This window comes from Paenibacillus sp. MAHUQ-45, assembly GCF_058133325.1.
Genome location: NZ_JBYUPV010000001.1, coordinates 775,472 through 793,217, shown reverse-complemented (window position 1 = coordinate 793,217; position 17,746 = coordinate 775,472). Strand labels below are relative to the sequence as shown.

Below are 17,746 nucleotides of genomic sequence, written 5' to 3'. Positions count from 1 at the left end.
TGTTGAGCTGAGTTCCAGAGACTACGTGTACGAGTGTCTTGTTTGTTGTACTACCTTTATAGATTAGAGAATATTTATTCTCGTGATTTAAAAGAAACATTAAATATATCCGCAATTTTAAACATCAAATTTGTCCATATTTTCATATGAATGCGGATTCTTTCATCAAATCGTGGGATAATACAGAATTATTGTCTTAATTTCGGAAAAAAGACCGGTCTTTCATTTTACATTGGATTGATCATTCACTCCACATGTAAGCTATTTCTTCTGATACTGAGCTAGGCTTCTTTCTACACAACCACCCATAATTCTACTGACTTTATGCACAATTACGTCCGGATCGGTGTTGGCTCCAGCCTTCAACCATTGGATCACTTGTTCCAAAATAGCGAGCGTATAGAAGTCCGCTATCTCTTCCCTAGCTTGTGCGCTTGTCGTGTGCTCCCTCGCCAGCTCTTCAACGACTTTAATAGCTACGCCATAGATTACATCATACAGAAACTTCTCCAGATGCTCGCGGCCTAGTGAATGAAACGTATTGAGGCAGATCGTCTTATTCTTCTCGGTATAGTGCAGTACGCTACGGAAGCCCTGCTGCCAGCCGGCATAATTGCGGTATTGGTCCAGGCCCTCGATAATTTCCGTCTGATACACCCAGCCAAGCAGCTCATAAATATCGCGAAAATGATTATAAAAGGTATGCCGGGTCAGTCCGCAATCGTCGGTTATCTGACCGATTGTAATTTTATGAAGAGGTCTCGTCAGCATCAGTTTTTTCAACGAACGGGCCAGGGCGTTTTTCGTAATTTGCGAATAAGACATATGGTACCTCCTTGGAATGGGGTGAGTTGGTGTTTTAAAAATGTGCGTCATCGTACATGGGCGTGATCGCTGCGGGGCGAAGGGTGCTTACGATCGCTGTTAAAGTCCGATTTCAGTAATTGAATATTGCTAATGTGGAAATCGGACTTTAAAGGCGAACGCTTCGCTTCTTCAGCATCCCTTCGCCCCTCCGCTATGCGGCTTTTGTGCGTAAATCAACGTTTTTAAAACCTTAAAGATGGACGCTTCGATTCTACAACATCTCTTTGTTCCTCCGCTGTGCGGCTTATGCCCATAGGCCAATATTGTTCCATAGATACAGAAGCATAGAATTCACATGAAAATGAAGTGCTTGGTCTTACGTCAGAGAGGGCCTCTCTTGCGCAATAGTTGAAATATTCAGTATGAAAAAACAGCATTCAGTCTACCTTAGTTTAAGGATCTATACATAATTCTATATAAATGTGAAAAAAGGAACAAATAACTCATATAAAAAGGCGACCCCCGAAAATGCAGAAGTCACCTTGTTATATGAATCCTTTTATTGTCATACTCCTACTTCATCCATTTATAGCTCACTGGGCAATCTGCTCCCTGATATTCGCCAGGATCTTCTTCTCCAGTCTCGACACCTGAACCTGAGAGATGCCAAGCCGGCTGGCGACTTCGGACTGCGTCTGATCTCGGTAGTACCGCAGATAGACGATCAGCCGCTCCCGCTCGCTCAAGGCTCCGATGGCCTCGCTGAGCGCCAGTTTATCGAACCAGCGCTCCTGGGTGTCGTCGGCGATCTGATCAATCAGCGTAATAGGATCACCGTCATTCTCGAACACGGTCTCGTGAATCGAGGTTGGCGGCTTGTTGGCCTCCTGGGCAAACACGATTTCTTCCGGTGTTACGCCTAGTGCTTCGGCCACCTCGCCGATGGTCGGCAAGCGGTCCAGCGTCTTGGACATCTCATCCTTCATCTTACGCACCTTGTTGGCCATCTCCTTAAGGGAGCGACTAACCTTCAGGGTGCCGTCGTCGCGTAAGAAGCGCTGAATCTCACCGATAATCATCGGTACGGCATAGGTTGAGAATTTGACATCATAGCTGAGATCGAATTTGTCAACGGACTTCAGGAGTCCGATACAACCGATCTGGAACAAATCGTCAGGCTCATATCCGCGGTTCATGAACCGCTGCACCACCGACCAGACCAGGCGGATATTGCAGCTTACGAGCGTGTCACGGGCCAGGTTATCCCCGGCCTGACTAAGCGCGATAAGACGTTTGACCTCCGCATCGTCCAAGTAGGTCGGCGGAGCTTTTTTAGCTTCAGCATCCATGGCTCCAACCCCTAATTGTATAAAGCTTTTTTCGAGACGATGGTTTTCTTCATTGTGATGGAGGTACCGCGCCCCGGTTCACTGGTTACTTCAAACTCATCCATGAAATTCTCCATAATCGTAAAGCCCATTCCCGACCGCTCCAGCTCCGGCTTGGAGGTATATAGCGGCTGCTGTGCCAGCTCCAGATCCTCGATCCCCCGTCCCTTGTCCTCAATGGTCAAGCGTACGGTCTCGTTATCAATGGATGCCGAGATGCTGACAACACCGCTGGGGTCACTGTCGTACCCGTGGATAATGCAATTGGTGACGGCCTCCGACACGACGGTCTTCAGGTCATTCAGCTCATCCATCGTTGGATCAAGCCGGGAGACAAAAGCCGCCACAACCACACGTGCGAACGACTCATTCTCCGAGAGCGCAGCGAACTGCACCTGCATGAAGTTACCGGCTTGGCTATTAGTCATAACGCAACCTCCAAATCCGAGAGTGCAGCGCTCTCGTCGTCATATAAGGGCATAATCTTGAACAGGCCCGACATTTCAAGCAGACGCTGTACGGGTGCTGTCGCGTCGCACACCGCCATTTTGCCGCCTTTTGCGCGGATCAGCTTGTACCTTCCCAGAATAACACCAAGGCCGGAGCTATCCATGAACTGCAAATGTTTGAGACTCAGCACCAGATGCTCGACCTGGCCCCGCATGATCGCTTCATCCATATCCATCCGTACATAATCGGCGGCGTGATGGTCCAGCTCCCCTGACAAACGGACAATCAGCACTCCCCGGTGATGCTCCATTTCCACATGAGAATTCATGCTTGCCACTCTCCTCTTCGTTGCTTTGAAAAACTGCCCATGAACAGGAATCACTTGCTCACTCTTCACAGGACAAGGTTTTCTACGCGGCAAATCAGGAATCCTGCCTCCCGACAAAACTAGAAGAAAACCCCTATGAATCTACAGAATGCATAGGGGGCATCTACAAAATGTACGGAATTAATCCGCGTTGAACAGCGACCCTGCCGTCCGCTTGAACAGCTTCCACCAGCCTGCCTTCGCCACTGCCTGATCAGCCTTCAGCTCATATTCCTTAATTACGCTGGTGCCCTGGTATACGACCAGCTTACCGACAGTCTGTCCTTCGGCAACAGGCGCTTTAATGCTCTCCGGAAGCACCAATTCGTGCCGGATGCCCTCCTGAGTGACGCCTTTCTTCAGCAGAACGCTGTAGGCATCCTTGGCTGTAATCGGCAGCGTCTTCTTCTCGCCCTTCTCAATGTTAAGCGTGGCAATGGTATCACCGGTCTTGTGGATCGTATGCAGTTTATACTGCGAGAACAGGTAGTCGAACATGCCAGAAACCTCGCTGTTGCGGGTCTTCGTATTCGGCTCGCCCAGCACAACGGCCACGGCGCGCAGCCCATCTCTTGCAGCTGTTGCGGATAGGCAGAACTTAGCTTCCGAGGTATAGCCGGTCTTCAGACCGTCTGCTCCAGTGTAAAAACGGACCAGCTTGTTCGTGTTCACCAGCCAGAACGGCTTGCTCGAATCCTTGCGTAGGTAATCCTGATAAGAGCCGGTATATTTGATAATCCGCTCATGCTTCAGCAGCTCCCGGCTCATCACGGCGATATCATGGGCTGAGGAATAATGATTGGTCGCTGGAAGACCATTGCAGTTAGCGAAATGGGTATCCTTCAGCCCCAGCTCCTCCACCCGCTTATTCATCATATCGACAAAAGCACTCTCCGAGCCGGCCAGCTTCTCCGCCATCGCCACCGAAGCATCATTGCCGGAGGCCATAGCGATGCCTTTCAGCATCTCATCTACTGTCATTTCTTCACCCGGCTCCAGAAAAATCTGCGAGCCGCCCATCGACGCAGCATATTCACTGGTCCGCACTTTGTCATCAAGCTTAAGCCTTCCATCATCCAGCGCCTCTACCGTCAGTAACATCGTCATAATCTTGGTGATGCTGGCCGGCGGCAGCTTGTCATGGCTGTTCTTCTCATAGATCACTGTACCGGTGCCCGCATCCATCAGGATGGCGGAACGTGCCCCTGGCGCCAGGTCAACAGCGGCAGGCGTGCTGCTCTTCGCCTTGCCTTTTTCCTCCGCAAAAACACCTGAGGCCGGACCCAGGGCCGCGGTACTGATACAGAATGCTAGTAGCAGAGCTGCATAACGTTGTTTTCTCACAATAGTCCCCTCCTGAACGTTAACCCTCATTTCACAGGTACTGTGTTCCAGTTTCGTCAGAAAGGGACATTAATATTCCATTTTGCAGGGAAAAATCAGAATTATTTTCTGGCAGAATCCATCTCATAATGCGGATTTCAATCCGAATAGGTGCGATAACTAGCGACTTGGAAGTAATGTTTAATAGGCTTTAGGCTTAGAAAACTATTTTTTTACAGCATGAATATAATGTATTGTCTCGAATGCAGACAAATAATCCGTCCTATTCTTAAATAGGAGTTTGTTCATCATTTCAGGTGATAGATGCTCTTTAATTTGTAATCCTGACTTTTCCAACATGCTTGTAATTTCATCATATGTAAATCCTGATTTCATCGGTTCCCCGCTTGCTTCAGCAAATTTCACCAGGTTTTCCACCCGATTCGACATTCCCTTTTCTTCAAAAAGTTTTTCAGTTGCATAATCAAACACAATAGAACTACCTGATGGGACATTTGCAAAAAAATGTTGCAGCAAGGAAGCGTTTTCTTCTTTTGATAAATAATATGTGACACCCAACAGGCTAAAGAACGTTTTCTCGTTTTCAAATCCTTCCTTTACCAAGCTCTGATGAGAAAACTCAGTAGTAAAGTCCATTGCTACAAAATAAAGATTATCAGGGATGTCGAATTTAGCAGCTGTTAGCTTTCTTTTCTTTAACACTTGTGTATCCGGATGATCAATTTCAAAGATCTTTAAACTGCTTTGTAATTCCGGAAACCGGAGTGCGAAAGTATCCAGGCCAGCGCCTAATATGACATATTGCTTTAGGCCAGACTTCACTTCATTAAGTAATATTTTTTCACAATAGGCAGAGCGCGCTAGAGGTACTGAAGATACCTGAACTTGTGTAATCCATTTTAAAATTTTATCTGGTTCATCTTTAAACCTTTCTCCGATATCTTTATTAAAAAATTGTATACCGTCAATCAAATTTTTACTGATAGCTGAAAATTCCTCTTTGGAAAGCAACTTATTTACAATAAAATCATCTACCACTTTCGGTGAATCATACCTACTATGATACGCCTTACCAAAAGCTGATATTAAGGAAGTTAAACTAGCCCCATTTTGTTCTGAATCTGTTTCCACAGAAGTGTCTAATTCTTCTGGTATGTCGCTTTCACTATTGTATGTTCGGTCAAATGCTGAATCTAAAGCTGTTACGTTCGACTCAATTGGTTTCAATACGTTTTCCTCCCCAAATAATAATATAATTTTCCACGACTTAGAGTCAGTCCTATTCAACACAATATAATTGAATCATCAACAATAGCTGTCCGCACCGGGAATTGAAAATGTTACCACCTGCTCAAAGCAGGTGGTAACTCAAGTCTTTTTTTGACATTATTCTCTATCTGATTATGACTCAAATAGGTTTGCATACAGTCTCTAGTTATACCTAAACCATGTACAACTAGTTATCGATGATTAGATGCTCACTTATGGATTTATGAAATGGATTCGGTGCTAACGGCATTCTGGGCCGCTCCACGCTCATTGTAGCTTACAGCTGGACGGCTTTTGCCACTATGGCCGAGATAGAGTCTCGACAGAACTGGAAACCGGATGATCACCATAGCGAGTAACAGCGGAATCACCACACCCACCAGCGTGAACGCTACCAGTCCATAATCCGTCCCCAGTAGATACTTCAGGGCATAATTGATCGGCAAATGCAGGTACATGATCGCAATCGTATTACGTCCCAGATCTCCCAGCCATTTCAGCGGTAACAGCTTCGACAGCCAGAACACCAAGGCGCAGATCGTCAACGAGATGACTAGCGGAATGACCAGATCCAGCAGCAGCGCATCATATTGCTTGTATTTCATATTTAGGCTGTAGCTGATTATCCCGGCATGATCCAAATAGAACGCAGTCGCGCTTAGCAGCAATATGAACGGAACTATGAACCAGCGACCAATAATAGCCGGAATCGCCTTCTTCCCATAGTACCCAAGGGCATAATAAGTAATCGCCAGCAAGGACACATCGATGTTCCAAGGGAGATTATAGTTCTTCAGGGAAGTCATAGAAATCACATGAGCCAGCAGGTAACACGAGACGATCAGGATGAATTGGGTCGCGCCGCGGAAACGGGTAATGTACCCGAAGATCAGTTGGGTGAACAACAAGCAGGTAATGAACCAGAACACACCGTAGGGACCCGTCAGCGACAAGCCTCCATAAAGTAGCCTAGCGATATTTTCGGCAAACCCTTTTAAATTAAGTGTAGACAAGAGCAGAATAATCGTAATGAGTAATCCGTAGGCAATATAGGGCGTCATCAGCCCCTTAGTCCGTTTCACTGCCCACTCGATGTAGCGTGCCGGGTCCACTGGCTTGAATACCATACCGCTCAGCAAGAAGAACAACGGCATCCGAAACCAGGACAAATACTGATTGGCGAAGGCATCACCCGAATGTCCCATCACCACAAAAATAATACTTAGGCCTTTAGCCGCGTCAATCCACAGCTCGCGCCTTTTCTCCATGCGTACTCCAACTCCTCCCATATGTGTTCTCTTTTGTGAAGATAGTATAGGGGAGAGAGATGGTCATTTCAATTTTAAAATGATTATTTCCTGCAACTTTCATGCTGGGGACCTAGAGGAAACGCCCTTATTCCATTAAAAATGGGCCATCCGTTGACCGGATGACCCATAGTTTAAGCCTAAAAAAAGCTATCGTTCATTTTCCCTATTGGCATAGGTACAACAGTACCTTTTAATACCGCGTGACACCGTCTTTGGTGACTAAGGCATAGACAAGCGGCGGTGGTACCACCGGGCTGGAAGAGATCCGGTAAGCTTCAATAACCTTGCTCTCGGCTTCAGCCACCTTGTCTTCTGCAGCATCATTGACATGAAGCACTGCAAGCGTCTCGCCAGCCGCTACAGCATCGCCAACCTTCTTGGTCAGGTAAATGCCGACCGCAAGATCGATTATCGATTCCTTCGTCTCACGTCCAGCGCCCAGCAGCATAGCAGCGATACCAATTTCCTCAGCCTGAATGCCGTCGACATACCCTGACGCAGGTGCCTTGACTTCAATCAGGCGTTTCGCTGCCGGGAGCTTGTCCGGAGATTCGATCTGCGTCACATCTCCGCTTTGTGCAGCTACCATCTGCTTGAACTTCTCCAGCGCGGAACCGTCCGCGATGTGAGACTTCAAAATAGCCCTTGCCTCAGCTTCGTCGCGCGCCTTGCCACCTAGCACCAGCATATGGCTGCCCAGGATCAGGCTGACTTCTTCCAGGTCCTTCGGACCTTGGCCCTTGAGGGTCTCGATGCCTTCCTTAATCTCCAGCGCATTGCCGATGCCGAAGCCGAGCGGCTGGTCCATGTCGCTGATCACCGCGACCGTGTTGCGGCCCAGATGCGTGCCGATGTCAACCATGGCCTGCGCCAGCGCAATGGAATCGTCCAGCGTCTTCATGAAGGCGCCGCTGCCGGTCTTGACATCGAGCACGATGGCATCGGCTCCAGCAGCGATCTTCTTGCTCATAACGGAGCTCGCGATAAGCGGAATGGACTCTACCGTAGCGGTAACGTCACGGAGCGCGTACAGCTTCTTGTCAGCAGGCGTAATATTGCCCGACTGACCGATAACAGCGGCGCCGATTTCGCCAACCTGAGCGAAAAAGCGCTCGCGATCCATCTCCACAGAGAAGCCGGAGATAGACTCCAGCTTGTCGATGGTACCGCCGGTATGACCGAGGCCGCGCCCCGACATCTTGGCGACAGGTACACCTGCAGCCGCAACAAGCGGTGCCAGAACGACGGTCGTCTTGTCGCCAACTCCGCCAGTGGAGTGCTTATCTACCTTAACGCCTGCGATCGGGCTAAGGTCTACCTGATCGCCAGACTTGGCCATCTCCAGCGTCAAGTCCCCGGTCTCCCGGGCATTCATCCCTTGGAAGTAAACCGCCATTGCCCAAGCCGAAATCTGATAATCCGGGATATCGCCACGGCTGTAGCCTTGAATCAGAAATGCAATCTCTTCGCTGCTAAGCTCGCCGCCGTCTCTTTTCTTCTGAATAATGTCTACTGCTCTCATCCTGTAACCTCCACTTGGAATGCGGGATAGATAATAAAGTCCACAGCTGTAGCCTGTGACTACATGTTTGGAATAAAGCCCAATACCAGCTTCAAGAAGCTTTCGCGCACACGCTCAGCTGTCTCCATAACTTCTCCATGATCAAGTGGCTGATCGAGAATGCCGGCCGCCATGTTGGTGATACAGGAAATACCCAGCACTTCCATACCTGCATGACGGGCAACAATTGTCTCCGATACGGTGGACATGCCTACAGCATCAGCACCAAGTATGCGCAACATTCTAACTTCAGCAGGTGTCTCGTAGCATGGACCCAGCAGTCCGGCATATACGCCTTCCTTGAACTCGAAATTCTGTGCTGCTGCCGCTTCTTTCGCTACCTTGATGAGACGCGGGCTGTATGCGGTCGACATATCCGGGAAGCGTCCGCCTAGCGCCGGATCGTTCGGGCCGATCAGTGGGTTGCGTCCGGTGAGGTTCAGGTGGTCGGTAAGCAGCATCAAATCGCCTGGCTCAAATTCTGTATTCACTCCGCCCGCAGCATTGGTTACCAGCAAGCTGGTTACACCAAGCTCCTTCATCACACGTACCGGGAAAGCTGTCGTTTCTGGTCCATACCCTTCATACATGTGGAAGCGACCCTTCATCATTACCACACGGCGGCCTTCGATCGTACCGATCAGCAGTTCTCCCTCATGTCCTTCTACTGTGGACACCGGAAAGTGTGGAATTTCATTATATGGGATCGAGATTCCGTCTTGAATCAGGTCGGCTAGTACGCCAAGACCCGAACCAAGAATCAAACCGATCTCTGGTGCTACCGTGCTTTTTTCTTTAATGTAAATTGCGGCTTCTTGAATCTGATTTTGGCTAACTACGTTCATTGTCATTTCCCCCTTGAAGTTGGTAAAGCAGTTGTAATCCTTGGTTTCTATTGTAATTCTGCCAGGAAGCTTGTCCCGTACTGCGGCGCCTTAGCCCCGAAATTATCGGCAATGGTAGCCGCAACATCGGAGAAAGTATGGCGGATGCCCAGACTGTCCGGAGCTGTCAGCGCTGGACTGTAAATAAGCAGCGGCACATATTCGCGGGTATGGTCCGTTCCGGCATGAATCGGATCATTACCGTGGTCTGCCGAAATAATCAGCAGGTCTTCCTCACCCAGTGTAGCGATAATATCTGGCAGTGCTTTGTCGAACACTTCCAGCGCTCGCCCGTAACCTTCCGGGTCCCGGCGGTGTCCATACAGGGAGTCGAAATCCACGAGGTTAGTGAACAGCAATCCATTGAATGGCTTGCGCAGCTCATCGATAGTAACCTCAATTCCATGCTCATTGCTCTTCGTCGGATAAGAAGCGGTAACCCCTTCTCCTGTAAAAATATCGTTGATCTTGCCCACAGCAATGACATCCTTGCCGATATCGGCGAGTGCGTTCATCACGGTCGGCTCCGGTGGTTTCACCGCATAATCGTGGCGGTTTGGCGTACGGACGAAATGTCCCGGCTCGCCCACATATGGGCGGGCAATGACGCGACCTACCGAGAACTCGGGAGCCATGGTCAGCTCGCGGGCGATTTTGCAAGCCTCATACAGTTCCTCAAGCGGAATAATATCCTCATGTGCGGCAAGTTGGAACACGCTGTCTGCCGAGGTATAAACAATCCAGGCCCCCGTCTTCATCTGCTCTTCCCCGTACTCCACCAGGATATCAGTGCCGGAGGCAGGCTTGTTACCAATTACCTTACGACCGGTTGCCTTCTCGAATTTCTCGATCAGCTCTGCCGGAAAACCATCCGGGTACACATTGAAAGGAACTTCAATCTTGAGCCCCATGAGCTCCCAATGGCCGGTCATGGTGTCCTTGCCTACCGATACCTCTTGCATTTTACCGTAATATCCAGTCGGTGCCTCTACTGGTGCTAACGGCGGTAGAGGAGCAATATTAGCCAGACCGAGTTTTTGCAGATTAGGCAATTGTAAGCCCGGCACCCGCTCCAGAATATGTCCAAGTGTATGGGAACCGGCATCCCCGAAACCTGCTGCATCCGGTGCCTCACCAATCCCTACACTGTCTAGAACTATAAAGCCAATCCGTTTAAATGAAGACATGACCGTCTCACTCCTTCGTTATGTGACTGATTTGATGGTTGTACCCAACAGGAAGAAACGGTTGTACCGCCACTATAAGGACTGTATCCGTTCTTCGTGAAAAGAGGACCGCCGGCTGTTCCCGTGAGGCCTATCTTTTCAGTATGATTCCATCATACCCATATTACTCATAAAAAGCATCCTTAGCCTCATGCCCCAATGCTCTGGGATGATGCTGCTCATAGACTTCCTTCATATTCTTGCGGGCAATACCGCTATAGATCTGGGTCGTCGAAATATCCGCATGTCCCAGCATCTGCTGTACGGAGCGCAGATCTGCACCGCCTTCCAACAGATGGGCTGCGAAGGAATGACGCAGGGTATGCGGCGTTATGTCCTGCTCAATATGGGCTTCACGCGCATATTTCTTGATAACCTTCCAGAAGCCCTGCCTTGTCAAGCGTCCCCCCAGACTGTTCAGAAATAATGCCGGCTCCTCCTGATGATGTCGCAGCAGCTTGTCCCGCATATCGGCAGTATACGCTGCTACCGCCTCTGCAGCAATTACGCCAATGGGGACCACTCGCTCCTTGCCAGAGGTTCCTGTGCAACGGGCATATTTCATCCCGGTATGCACATCGCCGACATCCAGTGAGATTAGTTCCGACACGCGAATCCCTGTGGCATAGAGCAGCTCTAGCATCGCTTTGTCGCGCATCCCCTGAGGAGTGCTTTGATCGGGTGCTGCCAGCAGCTTCTCAATCTCCGCAACCGTCAGTACCATCGGCGGCTTCTTGTCCGGCTTGATGGATTCCATCTCCAGGGTTGGGTCCTGAAACATCAATTGTTCCTTCATTAAGTAATGAAAAAAAGCGCGGAGCGACACTGTATTCCGGTTCACCGTCGAGGCAGCCTTGCCTGCCGCACCCAGTGAGCCGAGATACAGCATAACTAACGGCTTCCTGATATCATCTGGTGATGCTGCGCCCCGCCCTTCCGCAAAATCCAGAAATTGCGACACATCCCGCCCGTAAGATTCCAGCGTATTCGCTGACAATCCTTTATCCCTGGACAAATAAAGCATAAAGGGCTGCAAGTGTGACCTCATCTCATTCACGCTCCTGTCTAACGCAGCTACTCTTGTGACGGCCTGCCTTCCGTGGCATGACTTTCAAATGATGCTGCCAAAAAGGACTCGGCCAAATTATGCCCAAGCTCACCTTAGCTTCATTCGACATAGTTCAACCTTTTTCCTGCTTCTATCTGTATACCCTCATTCACCATACCAGTAATAGTAGCGCAGACGCTCTCCCGCTTTCATTCCTTCACTGCCATAGTGGGCATCATGAAAAGCCCGGACCGCGGTGCCTTCCGGGATGTCTTGTTGTTTGATCGGGTTGATCCACTCGCCGATGAAGCTCATGACATGATAAAGCAAGTAGCTTAGCAGCACAAACATAAGCAGAAAATACATCCGCCGCACCGTTTTGGGCAAAGAAACGATCATCAATATTCCCCCTCCACGTTATTGACAAGGATCAGGCCTCCTCTGATCATTCAAATAGGCCCGTCCTTCAACTTATGCGATGGAATGGAACGTTATGTATCTTCCCCCTGATTCAAGAAAACCGGCAGATTCATTCAAAAAGCTCCCCCCGGCCATCTAGCCGTAGGAGAGCTTTGTGCGGTAAATCTTCATCTATAATCTTGCTCAGGACGGCTCGCCGTCCGTATTGTTCTTGTCCTTGCAGCGATGGCATATTCCATGAAAATCTAGTCTGTGATCAAGCACCGAGAAATTGTACTCCCTCTCCAGTCGCTCTTCCAGCGGACCTAACCAATCCTCACGGATCTCATCCATACTGCCACATTGCACGCAGATTAGATGGTGATGATGATGCTTCGCCGTATCTGTGCGCAGATCATATCTTGCCACGCCGTCACCGAAATTGATCTTCTCTACGACATGAAGCTCGCTGAGCAGTTCCAAGGTACGATATACGGTCGCCAGACCGATCTCGGGAGCCTTCTCCTTGACGAGCATGAACACGTCTTCCGCGCTTAAGTGATCCTCTTCATTCTCCAGCAGCACTCTTAAGGTCGCTTCCCGTTGAGGTGTTAGCTTGTATCCTTGGGATTGTAGCTGTTGCTTGATTTTATCTATTCGGGCTTCCACCTGTCTCCCTCCCCCTTGGAAAATTAACCACACCGGGCTTCAAACCACTTCTTTTATTATAGGGGGAGTCGCTTTGAGAAGTCAAACGGTTTTAATGAGCGGTTAGCAGGGACAGAGCTTGTACGAGCGATGGGGTGACCCAGCGCATCATCACAGGTGAGACCCAAGTCTCAAAGGAAGCTACGCCCAAGATCAGAAGAGCCATGGCAAAGGACAGTAAGGTGTACATGGCAAACGGCCGGGTAATGGGTGAACGGGTTCGCCCCAGCACTCTGCTGCGGATCATCAGCAAGGAGAAAGCAATCGCAGCTGCACTGGTAACCAGCAGGATCGGAATCAGCACCAGGTTGTGCGGAGCGACCGAGACCAGAGCAAACAACAAGCCATGCCAAGAGTATTGACTAACCAGACAACCTACCGTGAAACCAATCAGGACCCCTTTGAGAAAATCAAGAATAAGAATGCCCGGCAGTCCAATGACGGACAAGCCCAGAATCCAGATCAGACCCACCCATTTGAGATGCAAGACTGCGATACTCCAGAACGATTCCGCTGCCCCCGGAAGCCCCTGCTGGTCTACGGTGACAAAGAAGTTCCCCAAATAGTCACCCAGTTCCTGCTGTTGGTCCATGGTCAGCGCACTCACAATGAGAGCGCCGAAGACCACCCCCACTAGAAACAGTACGGCGACAAAAATATAGAGAGGCGTCTGCTCCTTCATCATCTGCCTTAAATTACGCATCGGGATGTGCTCCTTTCCGGTGTATGTTACACCATATGAGACAACATCCACTTCTATGACTTGTCCTTACGCCGAGGTGGACCTGGGGGTTCCAGCGTCCTTAGCTACTTGTCTTCCCGGACAACCTTGCCGTAGGTTCCTCCGCCACCTGCTGACAACGCAAGTGTACCTGAGCGAGCAGCGACAATGCTTGAAGCCAAATCCGTCCCGGCCACTGCGGCAATCTCATCCTCCCGGGCGGTATGCAAGATATTCATCTCTGTTCCGAACGCGTCCAGCAAAAGCTTCATTTTGGCCTTGCCGAGCCCCGGAATAAATTCAAGCGGCACCTGGTAATGATACTGTGGCCGATAACCTGGCACCTGCGGTGCCTGGCGGTCAGCAATATCCATAATTCGGTCCAGCACGCCCTTCACCAGTTTGAGACTCCCGCAGTAAGGACAGCGCTCTGAGGTGGCATAGGCTTCATCAATGATGCTGCCACAGCCGCCGCAGTATGTCCGGTGGTACTTGCCGAGCCGCGGATTAAGCCCGTAATTGGCGCTCACTCTTCGCCCGTCCTTTCGTTCCAGGGCCAAACGCAGCTCTGCAAACGAAGGCTTGGCCAGCTCCAGTGCGTTGTACTCCCGGCCGATTTTGCCCAGAGAATGAGCGTCAGAGTTGGTCAGAAAGGTATACGGGTCTAGCTCCGACACATAACTAGCCATCTCCGAGTCCGCACTCAGCCCCAGTTCAACTGCCGCAATGCGCTCCAAATCGAAAATATCGGCCATCCGCTCGGCAGAACAGCCATAAATTCCTTTGTGCGGTGTGAAGATATGGGCCGGAATCAATATTCCGCCCCGTTCGTAAATCTCATCTTGCAGCACTTGTGCCGGTGCATACAGACGCTGGGAGCTAAGATTCACATTAGTCATGTGATGACTCATCCAGTGACTAAAATCCGTCATGGTCTCTAAGTCCGGCATAAAGGCCAGGACATGGCACTCTTTTCGCCCCGGCTCACGAATTTCGATCTCCGAACCTAGCAGGATAGTCGTTCCGCGGTAGGTGATCCCCCCGCCTTCAGCCTCCGTCATCTCGCCCGAGTCCAATGCACTCCGGATGTCACGCTGTACGCCTGGAGAGTGGCAATCGATGATTCCAATCAGCTCGATGCCCTTGCGTTCAGCTGCCTCCCTGGCAATATTCGCAAACGTGAGATTGCGGCTGCCGCTGATTTTGACAGGCTGGCCTTCCGATGTCCTCCCGATATGGACATGCAAGTCAGCATAAAAGGTCTTAAGTTCCGGTGTTAGTGCCATTGTCCGGTCAACGTATACAGATGCCAGGCGTACACGGCCATCATCGTTTTGGCGTCGGCAATACGCCCGTCCGCAATATATTGATACGCTTCCTCCAGTGTCAGCTCCGATACTTCCAGGAACTCATCCTCATCCAGGTCCATCTCTCCAACCTGAGCATTCTCTGTGACATACAAATGTATGATCTCATCAGCAAATCCAGGTGAAGTGTAGAACGATTTCAGGTGCTTCAAATCACCGCTATGAAAGCCTGTCTCCTCTTGCAGCTCCCGGTGAGCAGCGACCAGTGGATCCTCGCCCGGGTCTAGCTTGCCTGCGGGAATTTCTACCTCAGTTCGAAGCATCGGCTGCCGATACTGTTCCACCACCAGCAGTTTGTTGTTGTTCAGTGCCAGCACCGCGACAGCACCTGGGTGCTTCACGACCTCACGGGTCGCGGTATTGCCATCCGGCAGTTGAACCGTGTCCACCTGCAAGGTAATAATCTTCCCATCAAAAATCGGCTGAGTGGACAAGGTTACTTCATCCAGGGCCGGATTGCTATTTCGTTTTTGATTATTTTCCATCACATTCTGGTCTCCTTTATCTCTGTTCTGCATACGGTGTATTATAGCAAACTTATCAGGAAAGAAGGTAACGGACATGAACAAGTTCTTCAGCCGTACAAGCTCAGCCGCCGTCATGATGGCAGGATCACCAACGCAAATTAAGGCCGTGCTGGCCGAATGGATCGAGCGATATGGTAGGGATATGCCGCTGGCTTACGTCCTCTCCCTGCATGACGAAGCACGGGCCCGCTCGCCCAAGGCTGGATAAATACATTCACTTCATTAAAATTCCAATTAAACCCCATATTATTTCCAAATGACAAAAGAGGTTCTATACATCCGATTATGTTTGGTCAACGTACGAAGGATGTGTGGTACAGATCGGCTAAAATAAAAACAAACATAGGGTACAACGGGGACAGGAGCAGTGGCAGTGGCTGTAAGAGTAGCTGTAGCGGCAATGGCTGTGGTAGCAGGGGCTGTGGCGGTAGTGACAGTAACAGCAGTGACAGTAACAGCAGTGACAGTAACAGCAGCAATAGTGAGAGTAGCGGTAGCAGCAATAACATCGATGGGCGACATAGACAGCACATGGATGACTAAGAGGAAAATAACCGGAATTTCTCCTGTTATTTGAAGCCATTTACTCATCCAGAACTAAATAACGGGAAAAACTCCCGTTAATTTAGGAATATCAATCAATAAGCTGGGCTTGGGCCTGAAATAACAGGAGTAAATCCTGTTATTTCTTGATCTATAGCGGATTCACCAGAATTAACGTGACTTTTTCCAGTTATTTTCTCATAACACGTATGTACCTTCACGATAACACAAGCTACGACAGGATAACCTACCTTTTCATGTAACTCGATTTCACTTCATCATTTCACATAATTCGCATCCAATTCACCTTTTCAAGTGACGCGCATCTACCTCATCTCTTAACATAACGCACCTACTCCATCTTTTCACGTGACTAGCAGCTACTTTTCCTTCTTACGTGACTCACATCTACTCCACCTCCTCATGTCACTCGTACCTACTCACCTTTTCAGGTAACTCGCATCTACCCTACCTTTGCGCATTACACGCGCACCTCACCGTCTCCTTTTTCGGCTACCGCCATCTTAAAACACCTACAAAAATAGGCCAATCAGAATTTTCTGGCTGACCTAATAATACGAAAAAAGCTGTTACCTGTTCTGGCAGTATGCCAGTCAGATAACAGCTCTTTGTGTTGAGTTCAGCAGGGAGGGGCTGTAGCCAGCCTATCCCTTAACGTTCTCCTGAATGATGGCGACCACCAGTTCAGCGGCTTTGGCGATATCCGCAGCCTTAATTCGCTCCTGGGTCGTGTGGATGTGCTCGTAACCAATGGCAAGATTGACTGTTGGCACCTTCAGTCCGTTGAACACGTTGGCATCGCTGCCGCCGCCGGAAGCAAACAGGCGCGTTGTCAGGCCAAGCGACGTGATCGCACGGTCTGCAAGCTGCACAACAGGATCATGCTGATTGAAGCTAAACGCCGGATAGATCACTTCGCTGCGGAATTCACATTCTGCGTTATATTCGCGGACCGTTGTCTCCAGCGCTTCGCGCATGGATTCAATCTGCCGATCCACCTTCTCCTGTACAATACTACGTGCTTCCGCATCGAGCTGCACATGATCGCATACGACATTCGTCGGACCGCCGCCAGCGAATTTGCCAATATTGGCCGTAGTTTCGCTGTCAATTCTGCCCAGCTTCATTGCCGAGATCGCTTTGCTGGCCACTTGAATAGCGCTAATTCCGTCCTCTGGATTAACCCCGGCATGCGCAGATTTCCCGTAAATTTGCATAGTAATTCTCGCCTGAGTCGGTGCAGACACGGCAATCGCACCTACTTCACCATTAGAGTCCAGTGCAAAACCAATCTCAGCGTCCAAATGCTTCGCGTCCATAGCACGTGCGCCCAACAACCCCGACTCCTCTCCGGCTGTGATAACGAACTGAATCTGTCCATGCGGCAGACCTTGCTCTTGGATCACCCGAATCGCTTCAAACAGTGCCGCTAATCCGGCTTTATCATCTGCACCCAGGATCGTGCTTCCGTCACTTGTAATCCAGCCGTCTTCATGCAGAGTTGGCTTAATGCCTTTACCGGGCACCACTGTGTCCATATGGCAAGTGAACAGTAGCTTAGGCGCCACTACTCCTTGATCTGCAGGCCATGTGACAAACAAATTGCCCGCTCCATGTCCTGTCCGCTCCTGGGAGTCATCTTCGACAACTTCCAGACCCAGCGCTTTGAACTTGCTCGTCAACACATCGGCAATTTCCCGTTCATTTCCCGTCTCACTGTCCACACGGACAAGCTCCATAAATTCCTGTATCAATCGGTCCTGTACAATCACTGGACTTCCCTCTCTTTCGCGGATACGTTACAAT

At 49.8% G+C, this 17,746-nt stretch carries 19 protein-coding genes; 2 read left to right on the top strand and 17 right to left on the bottom strand.

What is annotated here, in order from left to right; all coding sequences use genetic code 11:
• Positions 1–261: 261 nt before the first annotated feature.
• From AC3Y23_RS03565 to AC3Y23_RS03490, 16 genes are all read right to left on the bottom strand, one after another.
• Complete coding sequence (locus tag AC3Y23_RS03565; RefSeq protein WP_379195650.1) at positions 262–825, bottom strand: TetR/AcrR family transcriptional regulator C-terminal domain-containing protein; 564 nt, start codon at positions 823–825, stop codon at positions 262–264.
• 575 nt (positions 826–1,400) lie between these two features.
• Positions 1,401–2,156: an RNA polymerase sporulation sigma factor SigF gene (gene sigF, locus AC3Y23_RS03560; protein ID WP_379195649.1), complete on the bottom strand. Its 756-nt coding sequence runs from the start codon at positions 2,154–2,156 to the stop codon at positions 1,401–1,403.
• A gap of 11 nt (positions 2,157–2,167) precedes the next feature.
• Positions 2,168–2,623 carry an anti-sigma F factor gene (spoIIAB, locus tag AC3Y23_RS03555; protein WP_379195647.1) on the bottom strand — a complete coding sequence of 152 codons (456 nt, stop codon included), beginning with the start codon at positions 2,621–2,623 and terminating at the stop codon, positions 2,168–2,170.
• On the bottom strand, positions 2,620–2,973 hold the full coding sequence (spoIIAA, locus tag AC3Y23_RS03550) for an anti-sigma F factor antagonist (RefSeq protein ID WP_066363552.1): 354 nt from the start codon (positions 2,971–2,973) through the stop codon (positions 2,620–2,622). The genes spoIIAB and spoIIAA overlap by 4 nt, the downstream gene beginning before the upstream one ends.
• Before the next feature lie 180 nt (positions 2,974–3,153).
• The gene (locus AC3Y23_RS03545; RefSeq protein WP_379195645.1) at positions 3,154–4,386 is read right to left on the bottom strand and encodes a D-alanyl-D-alanine carboxypeptidase family protein; all 1,233 of its coding nucleotides are present in this window, start codon (positions 4,384–4,386) and stop codon (positions 3,154–3,156) included.
• Between the two features lie 174 nt (positions 4,387–4,560).
• Positions 4,561–5,487 carry a class I SAM-dependent methyltransferase gene (locus tag AC3Y23_RS03540; protein ID WP_379195776.1) on the bottom strand — a complete coding sequence of 309 codons (927 nt, stop codon included), beginning with the start codon at positions 5,485–5,487 and terminating at the stop codon, positions 4,561–4,563.
• Positions 5,488–5,846: 359 nt separating this feature from the next.
• Positions 5,847–6,893: an acyltransferase family protein gene (locus AC3Y23_RS03535; RefSeq protein WP_379195643.1), complete on the bottom strand. Its 1,047-nt coding sequence runs from the start codon at positions 6,891–6,893 to the stop codon at positions 5,847–5,849.
• 232 nt (positions 6,894–7,125) lie between these two features.
• On the bottom strand, positions 7,126–8,457 hold the full coding sequence (locus AC3Y23_RS03530) for a pyrimidine-nucleoside phosphorylase (RefSeq protein ID WP_379195641.1): 1,332 nt from the start codon (positions 8,455–8,457) through the stop codon (positions 7,126–7,128).
• Positions 8,458–8,516: 59 nt separating this feature from the next.
• Entirely contained in the window at positions 8,517–9,341 is an 825-nt protein-coding gene (locus AC3Y23_RS03525) for a purine-nucleoside phosphorylase (protein ID WP_379195639.1), read from the bottom strand.
• A 47-nt stretch (positions 9,342–9,388) separates the two neighbouring features.
• Complete coding sequence (deoB, locus tag AC3Y23_RS03520) at positions 9,389–10,567, bottom strand: phosphopentomutase (protein WP_379195637.1); 1,179 nt, start codon at positions 10,565–10,567, stop codon at positions 9,389–9,391.
• Between the two features lie 163 nt (positions 10,568–10,730).
• On the bottom strand, positions 10,731–11,654 hold the full coding sequence (gene xerD / locus AC3Y23_RS03515; RefSeq protein ID WP_379195635.1) for a site-specific tyrosine recombinase XerD: 924 nt from the start codon (positions 11,652–11,654) through the stop codon (positions 10,731–10,733).
• 165 nt (positions 11,655–11,819) lie between these two features.
• Positions 11,820–12,053 (bottom strand): DUF4227 family protein, encoded by a 234-nt coding sequence (locus AC3Y23_RS03510; RefSeq protein WP_379195633.1) that lies wholly within the window; start codon positions 12,051–12,053, stop codon positions 11,820–11,822.
• A gap of 204 nt (positions 12,054–12,257) precedes the next feature.
• On the bottom strand, positions 12,258–12,722 hold the full coding sequence (gene fur / locus AC3Y23_RS03505) for a ferric iron uptake transcriptional regulator (RefSeq protein WP_379195631.1): 465 nt from the start codon (positions 12,720–12,722) through the stop codon (positions 12,258–12,260).
• Positions 12,723–12,813: 91 nt separating this feature from the next.
• Positions 12,814–13,464, bottom strand: a complete 651-nt coding sequence (spoIIM, locus tag AC3Y23_RS03500) for a stage II sporulation protein M (RefSeq protein ID WP_379195629.1) — start codon at positions 13,462–13,464, stop codon at positions 12,814–12,816.
• A gap of 104 nt (positions 13,465–13,568) precedes the next feature.
• Positions 13,569–14,768 carry an endonuclease Q family protein gene (locus AC3Y23_RS03495; protein WP_379195627.1) on the bottom strand — a complete coding sequence of 400 codons (1,200 nt, stop codon included), beginning with the start codon at positions 14,766–14,768 and terminating at the stop codon, positions 13,569–13,571.
• The gene (locus tag AC3Y23_RS03490; RefSeq protein ID WP_379195625.1) at positions 14,759–15,367 is read right to left on the bottom strand and encodes an NUDIX hydrolase; all 609 of its coding nucleotides are present in this window, start codon (positions 15,365–15,367) and stop codon (positions 14,759–14,761) included. Before AC3Y23_RS03490 ends, AC3Y23_RS03495 begins: the two co-directional genes overlap by 10 nt.
• 43 nt (positions 15,368–15,410) lie before the next feature.
• Here AC3Y23_RS03490 and AC3Y23_RS03485 point away from each other — a divergent pair, with 43 nt between their 5' ends.
• Both AC3Y23_RS03485 and AC3Y23_RS03480 read left to right on the top strand, forming a co-directional pair.
• Positions 15,411–15,584 (top strand): hypothetical protein, encoded by a 174-nt coding sequence (locus AC3Y23_RS03485; protein WP_379195623.1) that lies wholly within the window; start codon positions 15,411–15,413, stop codon positions 15,582–15,584.
• Between the two features lie 165 nt (positions 15,585–15,749).
• Positions 15,750–15,953, top strand: a complete 204-nt coding sequence (locus AC3Y23_RS03480) for a hypothetical protein (RefSeq protein ID WP_379195621.1) — start codon at positions 15,750–15,752, stop codon at positions 15,951–15,953.
• 631 nt (positions 15,954–16,584) lie between these two features.
• Here the strand turns inward: AC3Y23_RS03480 and AC3Y23_RS03475 are convergent.
• On the bottom strand, positions 16,585–17,712 hold the full coding sequence (locus AC3Y23_RS03475; protein WP_379195619.1) for a M20/M25/M40 family metallo-hydrolase: 1,128 nt from the start codon (positions 17,710–17,712) through the stop codon (positions 16,585–16,587).
• Between the last annotated feature and the right edge of the window lie 34 nt (positions 17,713–17,746).